The sequence below is a fragment of the Dyadobacter sp. OTU695 genome (genome assembly GCF_038440355.1).
In the GTDB taxonomy this organism is placed as follows: Bacteria; Bacteroidota; Bacteroidia; order Cytophagales; family Spirosomataceae; genus Dyadobacter.
On the sequence record NZ_JASATN010000001.1, the window covers coordinates 969,544 to 989,591 of the forward strand.

Genomic DNA, 20,048 nt, shown 5'->3' on the forward strand with positions numbered 1-20,048 from the left:
TTGGCAGCGCAAAAAGTAAGGCAACGTAAAAGCGAGTTTGACGACGTCATGTTTCATATCGCCGGGCAAATCTAATGCAATTTTCTATCGACCCTCAAAGTGGATATATCAGAATTCCTGAATTTTGACACAAGTTAATAAGCATTGTTATCCGCGTTGCGGATTTTTAATAAGGTAATACGTCAGTGTGCCTGCGACTCCTATTGTTGTTCACTGTTAATATGCCTGATAAAGACAGACGGCGTTACTCCGGTAAAGTCCTTGAATACCGCCGCAAACTGACTATGGGAAGAAAAGCCTGACGCTGTGGCCAGGGTACTAATCTTATGCTGCCTCCATACCGGATCGTTTTTTAGCATGTCAATTACAAAATCGATACGAAGTCTGTTTATGTAATTATTGAAATCGGTCTTTTTATATTTTTTAACCAAATATGAAAGGTACTTTGTGTTAGTGTCGAGTTGTGCAGACAAGGATGCCAGCGAAAACCCATTTTCAAGAAAAGTATTGGATTTTTCAAATTCAACCAGCTTTTCCAATAAATGCCGTTCGGTTTCAATCGGCATCATCCGCTTTTCGGTATTTTCATCGCTGCTTTCTGCTTGGTCTTTTTCAGTGCCATTATTATGAAAAGATTCGTTAAATGGTGGCATACTCACTGCATCTGTCGGGGGCTGATGATCCGGTCCCAGAATTTCTTTTGTATTTAATCGTGCGAGAATATTCCTGACCTGGGTTAGCTCACGTTTTTGTTTTCTTTGGTATAGCATAAAGAAAACACTTCCGGAAAGTATCAATAAAATGGAAGCCATGATAGCGGCATTTTTCGTGTTACTTATCGTTTCCGCTTTTTGCCCATCGCGTTCCAATTGGGTGTACATTCTATTGAGCAATTGCGTCCGTTTATCTAATAGGGTGTCAGTTATTGAAATACTCTTTTCTTTTGCCGTCGTGAGCTTTTGCCGGTCCTTTGTCAGTGAGTAGTACCGTTTTGAGAGCTCGTAGGTGGCGTCTTTTAATTGCAGGTACTCCGATTCGTCGGCAAAACGCTCGGCTTTGTCCAGGTACTTTTTCGCCTCCGTTAAGTTACCTTTTTCCATTAGCGTTTCGGCCAGGCCTTTGTAGATCAGGCCCGTTACGTAGTGAAGTGGGGCCGACGGGCTCAGGGACAAAGCCTTATGGTAATGAACGAGGGCCGTATCATACCGGGCAAGCAGACGATAATTGTCTGCCAGGAGCCGCTCGTTATTCATAATATTAAATTCTCTGTTCTTCTCGATCAGCAGAATGCTTTTCCCCGCCTCCTGAAAATGGGTTATTGCCTGTTTATAGTCTTTTTCGTCCATACTGGTAAAGCCAAGTTCCTGCAAAAGCAACCCGCGCGTACTGTTCGCTTGCGCGTGGTCGGTTATTTTGGGGACGATTTCCAGTGCTTTTGAAGAATAGTTTCTTGCCTTGCCGTACAGCTCCATCATTCGGTACAACCCTGCCAGGTACCCGTTTGCCCTTGCCTGCCAGGCGTAATCGGCACTTTCGTCAGCGAGTTGCTCGACTTTCAATGCATATTCAACCGACTTATCCAGCTGCTCCTTTTGCTGATAGAGCCTGGCTATGAGCATCAGGCACCGGAGGCGATGCGTAGATGTGGATGATGATCGATACAATGAATCGGCCGAGGCGACTGCGGCATCAAGATTTGTATTGGCCGACTCCTTCCAAATCTTGTCATACACCTGATCAAAGGCTGGTTGCTGGGCATTGGAAAAAAAGCCGGTGACCAATAATATTCCAATTAACGGGTTCGGGATGCGTCTTCTGATCCCAAGGATTAGCCGGGTCAACATAATTCGTATACAAAATATTTAGTAAGAGGACGGTTTCCTAAGCCGTTCACGGCCCTGTTGCAAAGTCCAGATAGGGAAACCTGGCAGGCAAAGGTATTTGCTTTACGTGTAATGTGTAAACTTGAAACGATGATGATCGAATTCCGGCAGCTATCATTGATGATTTAGCCTTATTCAAAATAAAAAACCGCCCGTTTCCGATTCTACGGTAAACGGGCGGTCGCCTTAAAGACCCGGTCGGTTCGTTGAATAAGCTCTACCTAGATTCTGACCGGATGATAGATGTTCACTTCCAGTGGATTATCTCCTAAAACTTCGACCAGATAATACTTGCCTGCGGCGGTTTTGCAGGCGATAATGGTCTTGGCAGGCATATAGTTTGTCCAGAATGCGGAGCCTGCCGGGGCATTTGCGATAGGCACCTGGTTGAACGACAGGGTGGCCAGGTACGCCGGGGTGATGGATGCCACGTCTACGATTTGAAGATTGTGGAACGACACTTTCACCGGCTTCAATGCGGCATAGCACCCGTAGGCACCCCAGCCGATGTCGCCGCCGTTCTCAGCGGTAATTGCAAACGGGCTGAGCAGATTGAATCCCGTTCCTTGCGACGTTGTCAGCGTTTTTACGAGCCTGAATGCGGATTGGTAGGGAGCGATTTTGCCCGACAGGCCGCCTCCTGCGAATGCGGCCGCGTCGGATTGTGCATTTGCGAGCTCAGTCGTGCCGGGGCTGCCGGCTGGTGTCGGCTCCTGGGGGTTGCTGCAATTGAAAAGAAAGCCTGCGATTACAAAAAGTGCAAAAAATTCAAAATTTTTTTTCATGACTAATAAATTGACTTAATTATGTAAATAGAAATTTAATTCGAGTTATTTAACGGTATAGTTCAAATATTTCGAAACCAATTGAGAGGTTTTTGATATGGGACTATCCCGGTTTTATTATAAATCTGAAACAAACGTAGAATGCAATGGCGAAGGTTTGGTACTAATGCTATCCATCGGTCACTCTACGTTATTTACCGGTGGATTTTTTAGGATTTTCGGCTTGCTACCAAAAACAATGATAATTGTTGATGCTAAGGCCGGCGGCGTTTCCATTGTCAGTACCGGAAAGAACTTTTCGATACATTCTGCCATTGTATCCACTTTAATAATAAAAATGTCAATGAATAGGTAAGTTGCTGTTTTTATGGGCTTTATCTTATTGTGTCCACCGTGTACTAGCTAACTTATGAGCGCGTCCGATTTGCTTAGAGTGATTTCGCTGTCGTCTGTCCTTCTTACAGCAATGGCTTTTTCATGTCAGGACCATAACGTTCCGGATCCGGAACCGGTCGCCAACTGTAAGCGCATCGACGGAACCGACCGCGCGTTGCCATGCGAATTTGAAATTACAAAGCTGGAATTCCTGCGTAACAACACCAACAATGTGGTCAGGACATTCCTGCCGGGCGACAGTACGATCGGATTGCCGATTAATGCGTCCCTTCGTTACGTTTGGGGTTCCATGCATGCTGGTTTGCAGATGACATACCGGATGCGTGTATATGTTAAACGGATAGCGCCCGCATCGTTCCAGCCGGTTGGAGGATATGAAATCCAACCTTACCAATTGTCGCCTTCCGGACCTCCGGGAGATCCTCTTCCGCCAATATGGGATGATCTTATTGGCGGACCTTATGGGCTGAATCCCCCTGCGGCGACGGCAAACGATCCGCTTGATATGAGCATGGCCGTGGGCGAGACCCGTAGCTACGTGACCACGCTTGATTTAATGTACAATGTCGAATATTTGCAAGGGCAATATTTCGGGCACCTGATGATCGGGATTATCAATAACACCACTGCTTTGACTCTGCTGGCGCCACCTTACAACTATAACAGGCTGAGGGATATTCACGAAACGAGGATCGCAGTTAAGCCTAATCTGGATTGCGAACCCGGGGCGAATTGCTATTAATGCAGCAAGCGGAGGATCTTGTTGTCCCGTCAAACCTTCAAGAAATTTCGCTTCGACCCAATAAATATCTCCATCTCGCGAAAAGAAAAAGTATTTACCATCACTTGTGACGAATGGACAGAATTCGTATGCACCGGTGTTAATTGTAACGCGTAGCTTGACGCCTACCAAAAGCAACGGCCCAAATTGCTCCAAGCAATGGCTTGCCGTGAATTTAAAAAGTATGTCTGCTAACGAGCGCCCCCGCGTTTTAAAAACATGTTCCAATCCTTTGTGATATCGGCACTGTTCCACGCCTGGCCTGATATATGGCCGTAATCCTGACGAGGACTACGGCCTTTTGTATTACAGTTTAATCAGATTAAGGGTCGCCAACGGCCCTTTTGCTTGTTGCAGCTTGCTGCCGGTAGCCAAATCGCCCAGATCGACCGGTGCGAAGCCGATCGATTCGATGAGCTGGCTCACCTGCGCTTTTGCGCCCGGATCATTGGAAGAAACAAAAAGTACCCGGTTGCCGCCTGCGAGGTGCGGATCTTCGGCCAGCGTTTTATAAAAAATCGTATTAAATGCCTTGACCACCTTTGCGCCCGGGAGAAGTGCCGCCACTACCTCGCTGGATGCTCTCTGTCCGAGGTCTTCCACTTTAAAGTCCGGTGCGTAAGTTATAAAATGGTTTGTCGCATCAATAACTGTTTTCCCATTCCAGTCCACGATTTCTGTGAGAGTCCGTATTTGCGACCAGGGTAGTGAAAGTAGAACGATGTCCGCGTTGGCAGCTTCCCGGACGGATCCTGCGCGTGCATTTTTGCCAAGTTCGGCTACAACACCTTGGAGCGATTCGGTTCCGCTTTGGTTACTGAGTATGACCTTGTGCCCCGCTGCTACCAAATGGCGGGCGACGGTCTGGCCGATGTGGCCGGCCCCTATAATTCCTATTGTCTGTTCCATGATTTTAAGAGGTTTGGCTGACCCCGGAAACGGGGCCAGGCCAGTTTTTGTATGACTATAATTCTGTGAGCGGACTCAAATGCCCTCCGGTGCAGAGGATGAAGCGGGAACCGGAGTGGCAAGCAATTGCAGTTCCCAGGTCAGGCTTGTTCCCACGTTGCCCATGTGGTCGACGAGCATTTCTGCCAGCGCCGGCACGGTTTCGGTGCGGGCCCAGTCGCGCTGCAGTTCCGAGGCAAATACTGTCCAGGTAATGGGTACAGCACCTGCTTGTACCATCCGCATCACGGCCATTTCATGCGCTTCAAGGCTTACGCCGCCGGATGCGTCGGTCACAATGTAAACTTCGTATCCTTCGCCCAAAGCCTGGATAACAGGCATGGCAAGGCATATTTCCGTCCACAAGGCAGCCATTACAATTTTCTTTTTCCCGGTCGCTTTCACCCAGTCCGTCACCCTGGTGTCTTCCCAGGTGTTGATGAAGGTGCGGTCAATGGGCTTTTGATCAGGAAAAATGTCTTGCAGTTGTTTGATCAAGAAGCCGCCCCGGTGTTCGACTACCGTTGTGAAGAGAGTAGGCACGCCGAATGCTTTTGCGGATTTGGTCAGTCCCACGACGTTATTGATAATCGTCTGGGTGTCGTGGCTTCTGAGCCCGGCAAATTGGAATGGCTGGTGATCGATCAATATCAATGCACAGTTGTCCGGTGTCAGCAATGCTCCAAGTCCTGCCTTCGTGTTCAATGCGGTGTTCGCTTCCATGATGTTTTGTTTTTTTGAGTTAAGAATTTGATCGTCTCGAATGCCGCCTGTTGTTTTTCGTTTGGTCGTTTTCGATGATGCAAAGTTGGGGTATGGTTGCGACGGGAATTTTGACCTGGATTAAGAAATGCAGTTGATATGGATCAAGAGAAATGTGCTTTTTTAGATTATCGGATGGTTCGGCCTAAAAGCGAAAGACCGCCTCAGTAACTACCAAGGCGGTCTTTCACTTTCTAAATCCGCTAGCGGGCCAGTACCTGCTTTCGCACCCTGCTCATGGTTTCTGGGGTTAGGCCAAGGTAGGATGCGAGCATGTTTTGGGGAAATCGCTGGATAAATTCGGGGTTAGCCGCCATCAAATACCGGTATTTTTCTTCGGCTGTCATAGTAATGCCCGCTTCAATCCTTTTTTGGGCGGCGATCGAATGGTTTTGGTCCAGGATATGCGCCATTTTAAGGAAAGAGAGTGACTGTTCTTTTAAAATGTTCAGTTTATCGAGAGTAGTCACCAACAGTTCCGAATCTTCAACGGCATCGATGTTGTACCGGGACGGCGTCTGACCAATAAGGCTGCTACGGTCGCTGATCCACCAGTCTTCGATGGCGAAATTGGCTATGTGTTCAAAACCGTCGTCGTCAATGCTGTATTGCCGTAATGCGCCCGTGACCACGAAAGCCATATACCGGCAAACGGTGTCCTGATGCAGCAAGAACTGACGTTTCCTGAGGCGCTTGACCTCAAATGCTTTTTCTATGAAAACAAATTCTTCGTCCGGGATCACGGCAGACGTCACACGATCGATGTATTTGCGCAGCTTGTCGTACATGTTTAATAAAAAGGCCTTTAAGCAGTATGTTTCGGGTTGCCCGAAATTAGCCTTTTTCTTCCTAATCGAAATAAGCGGGACAGAAGTCCGAGCCAGCAAGTGTAATAAGCAATGCCCTTTCACTTTGGCAAAGTCCTAGAATTTAAATGAAATACTCGCCAGCAACTGCCTTGGCGACTGAGGGTCGAAGTTCATTCCCCAATATTTCCGATTGGTCAGGTTGTTCAGTTTAAGGCCGAAACGGTAGCGTGGCTGATCGTAGAAAAGCGTGGCGTCCCATCGCGTGTACGAAGGGATCGTCAGCGCACCCAGTTCATTGTTCTCGTAGATCGTGCTCAGATAATTTCCGCCTGCGCCAATCCCCAGGCCTTTCAGCGGAGATGATACAAGCCGGTAGCTTGCCCACCAGTTGAACGCATGTTTCGGAAAGCCATATTTAAGCCCTTCGTTGGCGGCCGTCGATTTTTTGTATTCCAACTCATTGTAACCATAGCCTAATAGCACGTTCAATCCATTGACGGGGCTCAGCGTGATATCCGCTTCAATACCCCTGCTCACATTCGAACCGTCCTGAACTGAAAACGCAGTATTGCTAGGGTTGGGGCGAATTACATTCGTGATATCGATGTTGTAATAACTCACCGAACCAACGATGCGGTTGTTCCAGGTATTCAGTTTCGTTCCCACTTCCCATTGGTTTCCGAACTGAGGTTTGGGCGTGAAAATCGATTGGTCGGGCTGGGTAATAGGCGCGATGTTCTGAAAGCCGTTCATGTAATTGGCGAAAATGGCGACTTTGTCTTTCACTGGCTGATAGACGAGACCGAATTTCGGAGAGAAGGCAGTTTGCTCATAGCCCCCGGTACGTTCACCGCCGTTTGTGGAAGTTCCTTTGTTATTGAAATGGTCCACGCGCAAGCTGACCATTGCCATCAGTTTATCGGTAACGTTGATCACCTCGGAGAAATAAGCGCTGAGTGTCTGTTGTTTGGATTCCGTAATGTTGACCGAACCAATGCCTGCAACCAACTCGTCGATCCGTGCAAGCGACATCGGTTTAATGGACCTCCTTACGTTGATCGTATCGTAGGTAATCGTGCCGTACGCCTGGTTTTTATTGATCAGACCGTACACGTCGACACCGGCAACAATGCGGTTTCGGAGACCGCCGATGGCAAAGTCGCCCGTGAAATATTGCTGAAACTGGGTAGAAGTACTGAAACTGTTACGCCCCGAGGAAAGCCTGCGCACAACCGTCGAGTCGCTCGTCCAGACTGCCGGATAAAAGTAGTTTACATTATCATAGCGTACGTTGCCAAGTGCATACTGAGTGGTGGAAGTCCAGCTTTTTGAAATTTTGTATTGTGCCTGAATGTACGCATTGGACGTTCCCATCTGCAACAGCGGGTCATTGCTGTTGATCGACTGACGATAGCCGAGCGGCATATCCTTGATGTTTTTGAAACTCACATTCGCAAATGAGTTTGAAGGCATCGTGCTGCGCTGCGTTCGGTAAAACTCAGTTTCAAAAAGCAGGGTAAGCCGGTCGCTGGCTTTGTAGCTCAGGCTTGGAGCCACAGTTACAGCCCGCGCCATACCGAATGCCTGAAATGAGTTTTCACGATGCCCGGCCGCATTGACGCGAAAGAGCAATGTTTTGTCTTCGTTAACCGGCGTATTTAGGTCCACCGTGATCCTGTTCAATCCCCAGCTGCCGGTAGAATAGCCAATTTCGCCGGCTGCCTTTTCAAAGGGTTTTTTGGTAACCAGATTGGTAAAACCACCGAAAGAGATCAGGCTCGATCCGAACAATGTCCCCGACGGGCCTTTAATCGCCTCGACCCGCTCTACGTTTACAGGATCAATCCCCGCGCTGAGCTGTGCAGCCATGCCATTCCTGATCTGGCTGGTGACCCAGGAACCGCGCATGACCATATAAGTAATCCCATTATTCACACCACCGAAAGAAACCGTCGCACCGGGCACATTCCGGAGCAGGTTTTTGTAATCGACTGCGATCTGTTCGACGGCAAGCTCTTTGGTTACGACATTGTACACCTGCGGATTTTCGAGGTTTTTCAAAGGAAGCCGGGCTACGTAAGGGGTTTCTTTCTGCCCGAACTTATTGATATTGCCGGTAACGGTCACCTCTGACAGCGTTTTTGTCTCCTCCTTCGACCGGTTCGTTTCGGCGGTAGGTTTTTTTTCGTCGTCGGCCGTTTGCTGTGCGGTCAGATTATTCATACAGAGTAATGATACGAGCAGGGAGAGCAGGTATTTCATGTTGAGGAATGTTTAAAATTTAACGGTTACACTGGCGGAGAAACGTCTTGGGGTCTGCGGCTGCAAAGACGTATTCCAGTATCTTTCATTGTTGAGATTGTCTAATTTGAACCCGATCCGATAGCCCGGCTGATCGAAGAAAACGGTGGCATCCAGCACCGTGTAAGCCGGGATTGTGAACTCGCGGGACGTATTGTTGATCACAAACTGTTCGCCGCTGTAATTGAACCCCACGCCCAGGCCCAGGCCCTTGGCCGCACCCGAAGTGAGGCGGTAACTGGCCCAGGCATTGGCTGTGTTTTCGGCGCCCGAGTTAGTCGGGCGGCGCCCATTTACATTTTCGTTGGCTTTCACGAGCTTACTCGCATTATATGCGTAGCCTGCGAGAATGTTCAGTCCATTAACGGGGTTGATGATCAGTTCAAAATCGACACCCTTGCTCGTCTGGTTTCCGTCCTGGATCTGAAAACGGTTTCCATTGACGGGATCCCGCTCCATATCGCTACGCACCTGGTTCACTACCCGAATATCGTAGTAGCTGATCGTGGCGCTGATTTTGTTGTCCAGCACATCCAGTTTCACCCCCGCTTCCGTCTGATTGGCAAACTGGGGTTTGAAATTGGAAACGCTTCCATCCGGCTGGTTTACAGGTGCCACGAACTGGTACCCGTTCATATAGTTGGCAAACAGGGCAACCTTGTCTTTGACAGGCTGATACACCACACCGAATTTTGGTGACAATGCCGTTTGCTTGTATAGCCCGGTCGTAGCATTCGTGGAATAGCTGTAAGAACCTTTATTATCAAACCGGTCTACCCGAAGGCTGAGCATTACCATCAGGTTTTCAGACAGATTGAAAACATCGGAAACGTAAGCGCCGAGGTAATTGTATTTAGATGCGCTTCCGCTGTTGAGGGCAACCGTAGCGACTTTGTTTTTGAGCTCGTTGATGCTGATCGCCGCGTACCGTTTGCCCGGGTTGACAAAATTGACCGTGTCGTAAACCGCTCCACGCGTGTTGGGAAAGTCGAAATGCATCGAGCTGTAATCTAAACCGGCCACGATGCGGTTGCGAAAGCCGGCAATTTTAAAATCGCCGATAAAATTCTGCTGGACCTGCGTGGCAACCTGGCGGGTAAACTGATCCCAGATATTGCGGGTGACCGTGGAATCTGTTATCGTATTCAGTGTCATGGCGGGAAATTCAAATTCCACCAGACTGGTGCCGATATTGGTCTGAGAGATCCACTGGCTGCTTATTTTATAATTGATCTGCGAATACAGATTTTGTGTCCGGGTAGAAGCAATGATCGAATTGTTGGTGAATGATTGCTTGTACCCGATTTTCAGCTGGTCAATGCGGGACGCTTTCACATTGGTGGAGGCGGTGGTATTCCCATAAATGTTGGTGCCCTTTCTCCCGTAAAGTTCGGCATCAAAAAGAACCGACAAACGATCATTCACTTTGATGGACAGGCTGGGTGCAACCAGGTAGGTCTTGGAAAATCCGGCGTCCTGAAAGCTCTTTTCACTGTGAAGCGCCGTGTTCAGCCTGAGTAAGACGGTTTTCTCATCGTTCAATGGCGTGTTGATATCGGCTGTGAGGCGGTTAAGGTCCCATGATCCGGTTGTGAATGAAACCTGTCCTTTGAAGACGTCGAAGGGCTTCTTCGTTACCCGGTTGAAAAGTCCCCCGAAAGTAGACAAGCTTGCGCCGTACAGTGTGCCGGACGGGCCTTTGATGGCTTCGATCCTTTCCAGGTTGGCCGGGTCGATTTCAGCAACCGAAGAGGTGCCAACGCCATTTCTGGCTGCATTGCCGAGGTTAAAGCCCCGCGTAACATTCATGTAACGCCCGTTGCTGGAATGGGCCACGCCCGTGTTGGCACCGGGTATATTCTTGAACGCGCTTTTGTAGTCCGTCACGATCTGCTCCTGCATGATCTCTTTGGAAACCACATTGTACACCTGCGGGTTTTCAATGTTTTTCAAGGGCAACCGGGCGACATGCTCCGACTCTTTTTGTGCAAAACGGTTGGTGTTTCCCCGCACGAGCACCTCTTGCAGCACCTCCGCATTTTCTTTCAGGGAAATGGCCGGAACGGTCGTCTCACCGCTTACTTCTATACGTTGCTCGGTGGTACTGTAACCAACCAGCTGAATGGACAGGGTATGAATGCCCAAGGGTACTTTTTTGAAACGAAAATTACCCTTGCTGTCGGTAATCGTGCCGATCTGCAAGTCCTTAATGCCTACTGTTACAAACTCTGCCGGCTGTCCATCGGAAGTAAGGACTTTGCCTCTCAGACTTCCGTTTTGCGCCACGGATTGAGCCATGGGAAGGATCATTAGAAAAAATATCAGGTATAATCTGCTCATTGTTAAGATGGTGGAGTGGAAAATTAATTGTTATATATTAATAATTAGACTAATTATAATTAACAAAACTAGGCACGGGAAACCGCCGATCAAAATTTCCTGGCAAGTATTATCTGAAAATGGAGATCTTAAAAGCTGGTCTAAGGAACAGATTCCACGATTCGCATGTGGCAACCCGGAAAAATGATCCACATTGGGTAGGAGGGGAGATGGATTTAATCCTCGACGGTTACAAAATATGACGGACCAGTAAACCGCTGAAAACTGGCACATCTTTTTTGACATCAATAGCCGTTCATCGTGAATGCGGCCGGAAACCCGGAAACAAATGGGCGGCCAACGTTATTTGTCATTAAGAGATTTGGAGCAATGAAACCAGCGCATTCGAACGCCAGAATTGTTTACTATACCCATCCATTGTGCCCGGTCAGTTGGCGTATGCAGGAAAACTGGCAGGAATTCATATCAACATTCGGCCGCCTCCTGAGTTTCAAATTTTGTATGGCGACATGGAAAGCCGAAGATGAAAACCCCGGTGCCGGCTGTAAAACCGCTTACGTGAAGGCATGTCAGGCTGTGAAGGCTGCTTCGCTGCAGTCGCAATGGGCGGCCCATTTTTACCTTGACGCGCTTCGAAATGCAGCCATGGCCGAGCAGCGGGATATTTCCCAGGTGAACGTTTTAGTCGACATCGCCAGGGAAGTCAGTCGGACACACCGGAACGTGTTTGATTTACAACGTTTCGGAGAAGATTTTAATAGTCCCGCTACGCGTCGCGCATTACATGATGACGAGCTGAAAATCCGCGTCAACAAAGTCGAACACATTCCCACCATCACATTCACGGTAGACGGTAAGGGCATCAAAGCAACGGGGTTGGTTACCACCGAGGAGTTAAAGCGTATGCTCGGAAGAATCACGATGCAAGTATCCGCGAACCGGTCTCCCGGAGAGTCGATTAATCGGTGAAAAAGCATCCTGAGAACGAAAGTAAAGGCCCGGCGTGCCGGGGCGCCACCGTCACCGCTCCTTATAGAAGTTCGCGAGCGAGGATTTTTTTACAGGATAATGGCACTAGTTCGTCACCGACGTGCCATACTAGCATGGTACTTGTGTGCTTGGCGGCCGTTATGGGGCTAGGAATAGCTGAAAAAGGTTTCCGTTGGTTAATTTTTGCTACCTTGGAACCCGGTTAAACGTCTGTCAAATCGGCTCATGGAGATACTACCAACAGCAACCTACCTGGGAAATACCTCGGCAACCTGCCTGACAAATGGTATTTGGACAAGTGTAACCTGCTATACGCCGGAAAATCTTCCTAATGTGTCCCTGCACGCCCATGCGAACCCGCATGTAACAATGCTTTTGGCAGGGGCAACCCTGGAAAAACGGCAACGAAACGAGTGTTATCGCCGGGCAGGCGAAGTGGTTTTCTTCCATGCCGGTGAACCACACCAAAACACTCAGACCATTCCGGGCTCACGCAATTTTAATATCGAATTTGCCCCTGATTTTTTTGAAACTTACGGTGTCGGAGAAGAGCATATCAGTGAGGCTATCCACAATGATCCATTTGCTGCACTTGTGTTCCTGAGGGCATACCGCCATTTTTTGCATCACGATCTTTGGGCAGGCGATTCGATCGCAATGGCGGTTTTCAGCTTGCTGGGTACCCGGATTAAGATTTATAACCAGCCCCCCAGGTGGGTACGGCAAATTTCGGAATTGCTGGCAGACCGCTGGAACGAGCATGTGAGTTTGCAAGAGCTTTCCCTGGAAACGGGCGTTCATCCCGTGACTATTTCGAAATATTTTCCGAGGTATTTCGGCGGCACTTTGAGCGACTACATGCGAAAGCTGAGGGTCAGAAATACCCTTGCAATGATTAAAAATACGCCCCACAAGCTGACGCATATCGCGTACGAGGCCGGATTTGCAGACCAGTCGCATTTCACAAAGGCTTTCAGGGAGGTAACAGGATTTTTACCCAAAGAATACCGGGCCATATGACGCGCTAAGCTGATACAATTTTTTGTGATTGAGGTGCAGCAACTTTGTCTGAAAACCCAATCAACCAAACCTATGTTGTCCATTAGCCGCGCGTGCTTTTATTTAAGTACAATCTTCTCCATTATTAGTTTTCAAAGTGTTTTCTCCCAAGGGCTTCCACCCGGGGAAATCGATGCAGCCATTGCCAGTATGGCCCAAAGTATTGACACCGCCTACGTTTTTCCTGAAAAAGGACAAAAAATAGCAGCGTATCTTCGATCAGAGCACAAGCGGGGTAGTTTTAGTAATGCTAAAAACTGGAAAGACCTGGCCGCGGCGATTTCCAAAAGTTTACAGCAGTTCAGTCAGGACGGGCATTTATATGTCAGAAATGATCCCCAAACCGTCAAAGAGCTGCAAAGTCCGCCGCAGGATCAGCCAGACAGTACCCCGCAAAAAGTTGCCTTTAATCCCTTTTTCGATGGGAAGGACGTTGTCGAACGGAATTTTGGTTTTCGCGAGGTAAAAGTGCTGGAAGGCAACATGGGTTATATTAAAATCTCGGAAATCAATATCTCGGTTAAAAGTCTGCCCATACTATTTGCCGCCATGCGCCTTGTGGCAAATAGCAAAGCGTTGATCATTGATCTGCGAAACAATGGGGGAGGGGGCAGCAATGTGGGTAGCGTGCTGGAAAGCTTTTTTCTTCCGGCGCAGACGCCTTTGCTCGATTTCAAGACCAGAAACGGAAGCAGTCATATGGAAAAAACAGTTGACTGGCTACTTGAACCCCGGTATGAAAAGCCCTTGTTCATTTTGGTTAACCAGGGTACGGCGTCTGCCGCCGAAGCATTTGCCTTTGCCCTGCAAAAGCACCGACGTGCCAAGGTGGTGGGGCGGAGATCGGCCGGCGGCGCGTTCATGAACTCATGGTATCCGGTCAATGAACACCTCTTTATCTCCGTTTCCACAGGTGCACCGACTTTGCCCGGTACTAATCAAAGCTGGGAAGGGGATGGCATCCAGCCTGACTATCCGGTCGCTGAGGGAGCAGAGCTGACCACGGTCGCCGGGTTGCTGAAATAAAACACCACGCGGACCGCCGATCCAATGCCGGGAAAAGTATTCATTCTTGACTAATGCGATGCCACACACCAGCTCCCGTGATGCGAGGGCTGGTATGCGGCATGCGCTGTTGTTGATCAGGCTATTTGACGTCGGGGTATTTTCCGAGGATCTGCATGGCCTCTTTTGCGAACTGTTTGCTAAGGCTACCTGCGTCGTTCACAGGGTTCTCCATGGACCCGCGCCAGAGCAGTTCATTATTTTTTGCGTCGATCACATCGATGATCAGGGTGCCATCGGTATAGTGCTCCTGATGATAACCCACGTTCCAGGGATTATAGTATCCCGCGTATGCTATCGGGATCAACTGGCCGTGGAAGTAGTAGGCCCTGGGCCCGAAACCATATCCATAATAGGGGTAAGCCGGTGCATTGGGTACATTCTCGGTCTTCTGCGCCGTAAAAATATGGTACATCAAAAGCAGGTCGGGGTTTTGGTCGTCCTCGACGATACCTTTTTTGGCAAATTCGGTTTTGACGGCTGAACGGATGTTTTCCTCCGTGATGGAATTGGATAGCTCGGGAAGCTGCGAAGTTTTTTCTTCGGGTTTTACCCATGTGTATTTTTTATAGCTGGCCAGGTGAGCGGAATCTACCTGATCAACCTTAACTGAGGCGCAGCCGGCCAGTGCAAATAACATGGCAGCCACGATGGCATTGATGCTCGTTTTCATGAGTGGGCAGGTTTTATAAGCGTGATGCGAAAATTTTGGAAGTGGCTAGATATTCTTTTTGATGTAGGCTTTCAGCTTCGCGGTTTGTTGCTTCAAATCTGCCCTGGCTTTTTGGGCATCCGCGTCGGCGCCATGTTCTGCGGTTTTAAGGAGAGCGCGTGTTTCGGCGATCAGCTGCTTGCCTTCCTGTTTGACAGATGCCTCAGTGTCGGCAGTTTTTCTTTCCAGTCCGTCCAAAGCCGTCCTGAGATGATCGTTGGATTTGACATCAAACTCGGGAAGGTTTTCCCATTTTTCGATAGTATAATGCGTAACCATCAATTCAGCTGGCCAGAAGCCCTTTTTAAGTTCCGCCGACGTAAGCTTACCTTCGCCGGCAAGTTTTTGCAATAGCTTCAAATGGCCGACGGATTTTGCGAATTCGACTCTGAGCTCGCCCTTGTCCTGCACTCCTTCCTTTTGAATGGCCGAAATTCCTTCACCGATTTCCCGGGTTGCTTTTTTATAGTCTTTACCGTCCAGGTATTTCACTGCCGTATCGAAATGTCTTTCCGATGGGGCCAAAACCGGTTCCGGGATCTCCTCGGTTTTGTAAGTGGTATCATAGGCGACTTTGTCGTCTTTGAGTGAATCGGCCTGGTATTGTACTTCGGCTTTTTTCTTGCTTTCACACCCTGTTTGCAGGATGCCAATGCTCAGGGCCGCTATTGTCGTCGAGAAAATGGTCCTTGTTTTCATGATTTCAAGTTTTTGGTTAGACAGGTCTGTTGTCAATTTGGCTGCCGCCAAAGTCAAACGAAAGTAGAGGCTGTCGCCGCAGCTGGCAATGCATGATCGTTGAAAAGCGGGAAAGTGTCGTTGAACGCTACGGATGGATCGTTGAACCCCCGGGCAGGCACGGTATGCGATCGATCCGGCTGGAATGGTCAAATGCAAAAACGCCGGGTTTGGCCCGGCGCTTTTGTATTACTCGATAGGGAATCGTGGCTTTTTACTTCCTGACCGCTACTTTATGTGACAATTCTGAACCGTCGGCGTGCTTTGTCACGAGGACGTACATGCCCGGAGCAATGCCTTTCAGATCGATTTCTGTCTGCGCTTTACCTGCGCTGTAAATCGCCGTCCCGCTGGCCGTTATTAGTTGGATACCGGTGATCGCGTTTTGCGAATTGGAACGGATGAAGAGCCGCTCGCTCGCGGGGTTCGGGTAAATAGAAACACTTTCTTCGGCATTTTCTGCCATTTCGGCAGCCATGCGCAAGCTGGGTACCATTTCCTGCGGTGGCGGAGAGACGCTTTTTCCTGATACCAATGTGGAAGGGTAGCGCCACGGGCCGTACATCTGGCCGGTTATAGCAAGTACCGGGTCGAATTTCACCCTTGCCCTTACTTTCGTGCCCGGCGAAAGTTTTGTTACAGTCGCGACGATGTTTCTATTTCCAAAAGAAGTTCCCAGATCGACATAGGCCGGTGTCGATCCTGTAAACTGTACGCTGCTGGCAATAGATGTGTTGGGAGAGCGTGAAAAAGGCTGCGAAGGAATTTTTGTTTCCCAAACTACCTTGGCCTTGGTTCTTCCCAGGAAGGACTTGATCACGAGATTGATATCGAACGTTGGATTTGCATCCTGCCCGGGAAGACCTGGCGCATAGGGTGTGAGCGTGCCGGCATTGTGAACGGTGAGGTTGCCCATCCTTGCTGGCGGATAAGATTGTTCGTTCGACGAGACAAATTCTCCACCACCGAAAAAGGTCCGAATCCTTCCGGCATCCTGAGCAGTCGGTGTATCGAATCCAGGTATGCCGACAATAATATCCGAAAACCCGTCGCCGTTGACATCACCGGCGCCCGACACTGAAGTGCCCATTTGATCCATTACAGCCGCGCCTCTTGCATACCAGCTGGTAACGGTCCCGGTCCCGCTGGCGCCCCAGTAGTTGCCCGGGAGAACATCAAAGCCGCCGAACTGGGTTGCCGGTGAATAGTATCCGGGCGAACCTACGACCACGTCGCTGTAACCATCACCGTTGAGATCACCTGCGCCGGAAACGGAGGTCCCAAAAGCAGCATTGGTCCCTGAGCCGTAATAGAAACTTTTTAATGTCTCCTGAAACCCGCCCGGTTGGCCGTGGTACACTGCAACGGCACCTGCTTTCGAAAGACCATGACCAGGAATACCTATGACGGCATCCAACAAAGCATCTCCGTTCACATCGCCGGCAGCCGCCACCGAAGCCCCGAAATGCGCATAAGCATTATCATTCTTGAAGTAGGTAGTGGAATTGTCGACGCCATTGGCAGAACCGTAGTAGATCCACGCAACGCCACCTTCTACCGCAGCCGTATTCGTTGTCGGCGCTCCCACGATCAGGTCGTCGAACCCATCGCCATTGCTATCGCCCAGGCCGGCTACCGCGGCGCCCATGCTGGCGTTATTGCTTTTGCCCGGGAGGATTTTGGGGGTAGTGATCAAACCTGTTGCAGCGCCGTAATACACGAATGCCGCCCCTCGTACTTCATTGTTTACCTTGTATTTCGGTGCACCGATCACGATATCTGCATAATGGTCGCCATTCAGATCTGTGGCACTGGAAACCGCAGCTCCAAATAATGAGCCGTTGGATGGTTCTGTGAGCGTAACGTAATTGATGGTGTCGGGGCCGGTCGGCGTACCGTAGTAAATCCTTGCTTCGCCTCCGTTTCCGGAGTTGGTGTAATTAGGGTTGCCAATAATTATGTCGGCATAGCCGTCGCCATTAATATCGCCTGCACCTGCAACGGTACGACCGAACGTGATGGTCATTCTTTCTGTATACCAGGCCTCGTTAATGCCGTACTCCGAGCCGTAAGCGATTAAGGTCCTGCCCGAAGCAGCGGGGTCGGTCCCCGGTGCGCTGATCAGTACGTCATCGAACCCGTCGCCATCAATATCACCGGCGTCGGCCACCACCGACCCGAACCGCCTTGAAGCCACCGAATCGGTCAGCCAGGTTCCAGAAGATTCATTGCCGGGTATGCCACCTCCGTGGTAAATCAGTGCGGTACCTTCGTCGGTCTGTCCATTGTCATAAGGATATGCACCGATGATCAGGTCGCTATAACCATCTCCGTTTACATCACCGGCAGGTGCCAGTGCCGAGCCCAGCCAGGCGTCCTGTTGCTGACTGGTGATCGTTACATCGGACCAATTATACTGCTTGGAAAAACCACCATAATAGACGAATGCGCCGCCTTCGTTAAGTTTCTCACTGTCGTAATACCGCGCCCCAACCATAAAATCGGAGAATCCATCGCCGTTCGCGTCGCCCGCTCCGGCAACTGCCCATCCAAATTGTGCTTCCCGCTGATTTAGCGTGATCATCGTCTTGCCATATACCGGCTCTGACGGATCGGTTCTTCCGAAATACAGGAATGCTGCGCCCTGGTTCACTTGTGAGGCATCATACAAGTATGCACCTATAATGATATCGGCATAATGATCGCCATTTACATCCCCTGCCGGAGCAATGGAGTGGCCGAACCGTGCATCGACCTGGTCGGATTCGAGTCGGTAAGGATTAGTTGTGACCAGACCGGCAGCACTTCCTCTATAAATAAAAACGGCACCTTCGTAAGCCTGTCCGTTCGAATACAACCGTGCGCCGACCATTACGTCCGTATAACCATCCCCGGTTAGATCGCCGGCGGAGGCTACCGAATAGCCCATCATGGCACCGGCCTGATTAGCTTCCAGTGTCACCGCAGCTAAACTGACGCTTGCAGTATTACCATAAAAAAGGAATGCCGCCCCTTCGTTGAGCTGGCCATTGTCGTACTGATGCGCCCCGACCAGGATATCGCTACGCCCGTCGCCGTTAACATCCCCGGCCATGGCCACGGAGATACCGAAGTTTGCACCAGTTTGATTGATTTCCAGGCTTTTAGCTGGTGTTGTGCCGATGCCTGTCGCACTGCCCAGGTACACGAACACTGTACCCTCGTCTGTCTGACCGCCATCATAATAAGGCGCTCCTACCAGGATATCACTGTAACCATCCCCATTTACATCTCCTGCCGTAGACACCGAGGTGCCCGATTGCGCATTCACCTGGTTGCTTTGCAGGACCTTCGCCGCCAGGCTGATGCCTGCCGCTGTTCCCGGAAACACGAACGCAGCGCCCTCGTCGGCTTGCCCGTTGTCATATTTCGGCGCCCCCACGATGACATCGCTGTATCCGTCTCCGTTCACATCGCCGGCAGTGGAAACGGAATAACCCATCCAGGCATAGCTCTGATGTATTTCAAGGACCTTATTCGCATAAACAGCACCACTATTTGTCAGCGGGTCGATCGTTACGGGGAAGCTTGCGTTTTCTACCGCCACTTTAATTGCAATCCGGTTGTTGGCGTAGGCGAGTGTGGCGTCGAGGATTTTGCCGTCGGCATCCCAGCATTTTAATCCATTGTAAACAAGCTTATTCGGCTGGCCATCCTCAGTGGCTCCCGTTACAAAATGGAGTTCATTTTGGCCCACATCACGTACTGTCGCGCCTGAAACAGCCAGTTTTACTTCGAGCGACTTCACACCTTCGGGAGCCTGCTCAATAATGAAATTCTGACGGATACCTTCTTCGCTATTAATAAATTCTTCTGAAAAATGACCGTGGTCAATCACTGCCTTATTTTCAGAATGCGTAACGGCGCTTTCCGGCGCTGCGGCATAGAGCAGTTTATTGTCAGCGAATATCCCTTGATTCAAAAGTTTTACCGTAAATCCCGAATGGGTCGAATCGACGCGTTTCCGGATCGTCAGGGCGCCGGGCTCGTAGGTTGCGCGCAGGTTTTGTTTGCGGTTAGGACTTTGGAAACTGCGCGTCTGATGGTCGTAAGTGATGTGATATTCCCGGCTTGCAATTACGTTCCTGATGTTACGAATAGCCGCGCTGTCGGGAAGAAGGGCTTTATCGTTTGCAGTCGCTGTTTGGGAAGGTTTGTTTGGTGTTTTTCCGGAAGAAAAAGTTTTGTCATCCTTTTGAAGGATCCAAATGCAAAATGCAAATAGAGGAAGAAAGAGGTACTTGTAAATTTTTTTCATTGGCAATTTTAATGAACAATAAAGAATGGGTAATTATCAGAGAGTAATAAGCAATTGGCACGACGAATATAACTAGAGTTACTAATTAATAGTTAATAAAACGCCCGCAGATCGATGATTTGCGGGCGTTTTGTTTTTGTTCAGAATCCTGCTATCGCCCTTGCCGGGCGAAGGCGTTTAAA

General features: G+C 49.5%; 14 protein-coding genes. 4 read left to right on the forward strand and 10 right to left on the reverse strand.

Annotation, left to right across the window (positions count from 1 at the left end):
• Window positions 1–200: 200 nt before the first annotated feature.
• Both AAHB90_RS04075 and AAHB90_RS04080 read right to left on the reverse strand, forming a co-directional pair.
• A complete protein-coding gene (locus AAHB90_RS04075) occupies window positions 201–1,844 on the reverse strand; it encodes a helix-turn-helix domain-containing protein (protein ID WP_342083630.1) in 1,644 nt (547 codons plus the stop codon).
• Window positions 1,845–2,104: 260 nt separating this feature from the next.
• Window positions 2,105–2,668 (reverse strand): hypothetical protein, encoded by a 564-nt coding sequence (locus tag AAHB90_RS04080; RefSeq protein WP_342083631.1) that lies wholly within the window; start codon window positions 2,666–2,668, stop codon window positions 2,105–2,107.
• Between the two features lie 409 nt (window positions 2,669–3,077).
• Here AAHB90_RS04080 and AAHB90_RS04085 point away from each other — a divergent pair, with 409 nt between their 5' ends.
• On the forward strand, window positions 3,078–3,806 hold the full coding sequence (locus tag AAHB90_RS04085; RefSeq protein WP_342083632.1) for a hypothetical protein: 729 nt from the start codon (window positions 3,078–3,080) through the stop codon (window positions 3,804–3,806).
• 345 nt (window positions 3,807–4,151) lie between these two features.
• Here the strand turns inward: AAHB90_RS04085 and AAHB90_RS04090 are convergent, their stop codons facing one another.
• From AAHB90_RS04090 to AAHB90_RS04110, 5 genes are all read right to left on the reverse strand, one after another.
• Window positions 4,152–4,754: an NADPH-dependent F420 reductase gene (locus AAHB90_RS04090; protein ID WP_446717872.1), complete on the reverse strand. Its 603-nt coding sequence runs from the start codon at window positions 4,752–4,754 to the stop codon at window positions 4,152–4,154.
• 75 nt (window positions 4,755–4,829) lie between these two features.
• On the reverse strand, window positions 4,830–5,516 hold the full coding sequence (locus tag AAHB90_RS04095; protein WP_342083633.1) for a hydrolase: 687 nt from the start codon (window positions 5,514–5,516) through the stop codon (window positions 4,830–4,832).
• 242 nt (window positions 5,517–5,758) lie between these two features.
• Window positions 5,759–6,343 carry a Crp/Fnr family transcriptional regulator gene (locus AAHB90_RS04100; protein WP_342083634.1) on the reverse strand — a complete coding sequence of 195 codons (585 nt, stop codon included), beginning with the start codon at window positions 6,341–6,343 and terminating at the stop codon, window positions 5,759–5,761.
• 135 nt (window positions 6,344–6,478) lie between these two features.
• Window positions 6,479–8,626, reverse strand: a complete 2,148-nt coding sequence (locus tag AAHB90_RS04105) for a TonB-dependent siderophore receptor (protein ID WP_342083635.1) — start codon at window positions 8,624–8,626, stop codon at window positions 6,479–6,481.
• Window positions 8,627–8,638: 12 nt separating this feature from the next.
• Entirely contained in the window at window positions 8,639–11,005 is a 2,367-nt protein-coding gene (locus tag AAHB90_RS04110) for a TonB-dependent receptor (protein WP_342083636.1), read from the reverse strand.
• 369 nt (window positions 11,006–11,374) lie between these two features.
• Between AAHB90_RS04110 and AAHB90_RS04115 the strand changes: the two genes are divergently transcribed.
• From AAHB90_RS04115 to AAHB90_RS04125, 3 genes are all read left to right on the forward strand, one after another.
• Window positions 11,375–11,974: a DsbA family oxidoreductase gene (locus AAHB90_RS04115; RefSeq protein WP_342083637.1), complete on the forward strand. Its 600-nt coding sequence runs from the start codon at window positions 11,375–11,377 to the stop codon at window positions 11,972–11,974.
• A 246-nt stretch (window positions 11,975–12,220) separates the two neighbouring features.
• The gene (locus AAHB90_RS04120) at window positions 12,221–13,015 is read left to right on the forward strand and encodes a helix-turn-helix domain-containing protein (protein WP_342083638.1); all 795 of its coding nucleotides are present in this window, start codon (window positions 12,221–12,223) and stop codon (window positions 13,013–13,015) included.
• A gap of 72 nt (window positions 13,016–13,087) precedes the next feature.
• Window positions 13,088–14,080, forward strand: coding sequence for a S41 family peptidase (locus AAHB90_RS04125; RefSeq protein ID WP_342083639.1), 993 nt, complete (start codon window positions 13,088–13,090; stop codon window positions 14,078–14,080).
• Between the two features lie 121 nt (window positions 14,081–14,201).
• Here AAHB90_RS04125 and AAHB90_RS04130 read toward each other — a convergent pair whose 3' ends face one another.
• The 3 genes from AAHB90_RS04130 to AAHB90_RS04140 form a co-directional block, all read right to left on the reverse strand.
• Window positions 14,202–14,792: a DUF4136 domain-containing protein gene (locus AAHB90_RS04130; RefSeq protein WP_342083640.1), complete on the reverse strand. Its 591-nt coding sequence runs from the start codon at window positions 14,790–14,792 to the stop codon at window positions 14,202–14,204.
• A gap of 45 nt (window positions 14,793–14,837) precedes the next feature.
• Window positions 14,838–15,530, reverse strand: coding sequence for a hypothetical protein (locus AAHB90_RS04135; RefSeq protein WP_342083641.1), 693 nt, complete (start codon window positions 15,528–15,530; stop codon window positions 14,838–14,840).
• A 253-nt stretch (window positions 15,531–15,783) separates the two neighbouring features.
• Window positions 15,784–19,866: an FG-GAP-like repeat-containing protein gene (locus AAHB90_RS04140; RefSeq protein WP_342083642.1), complete on the reverse strand. Its 4,083-nt coding sequence runs from the start codon at window positions 19,864–19,866 to the stop codon at window positions 15,784–15,786.
• Between the last annotated feature and the right edge of the window lie 182 nt (window positions 19,867–20,048).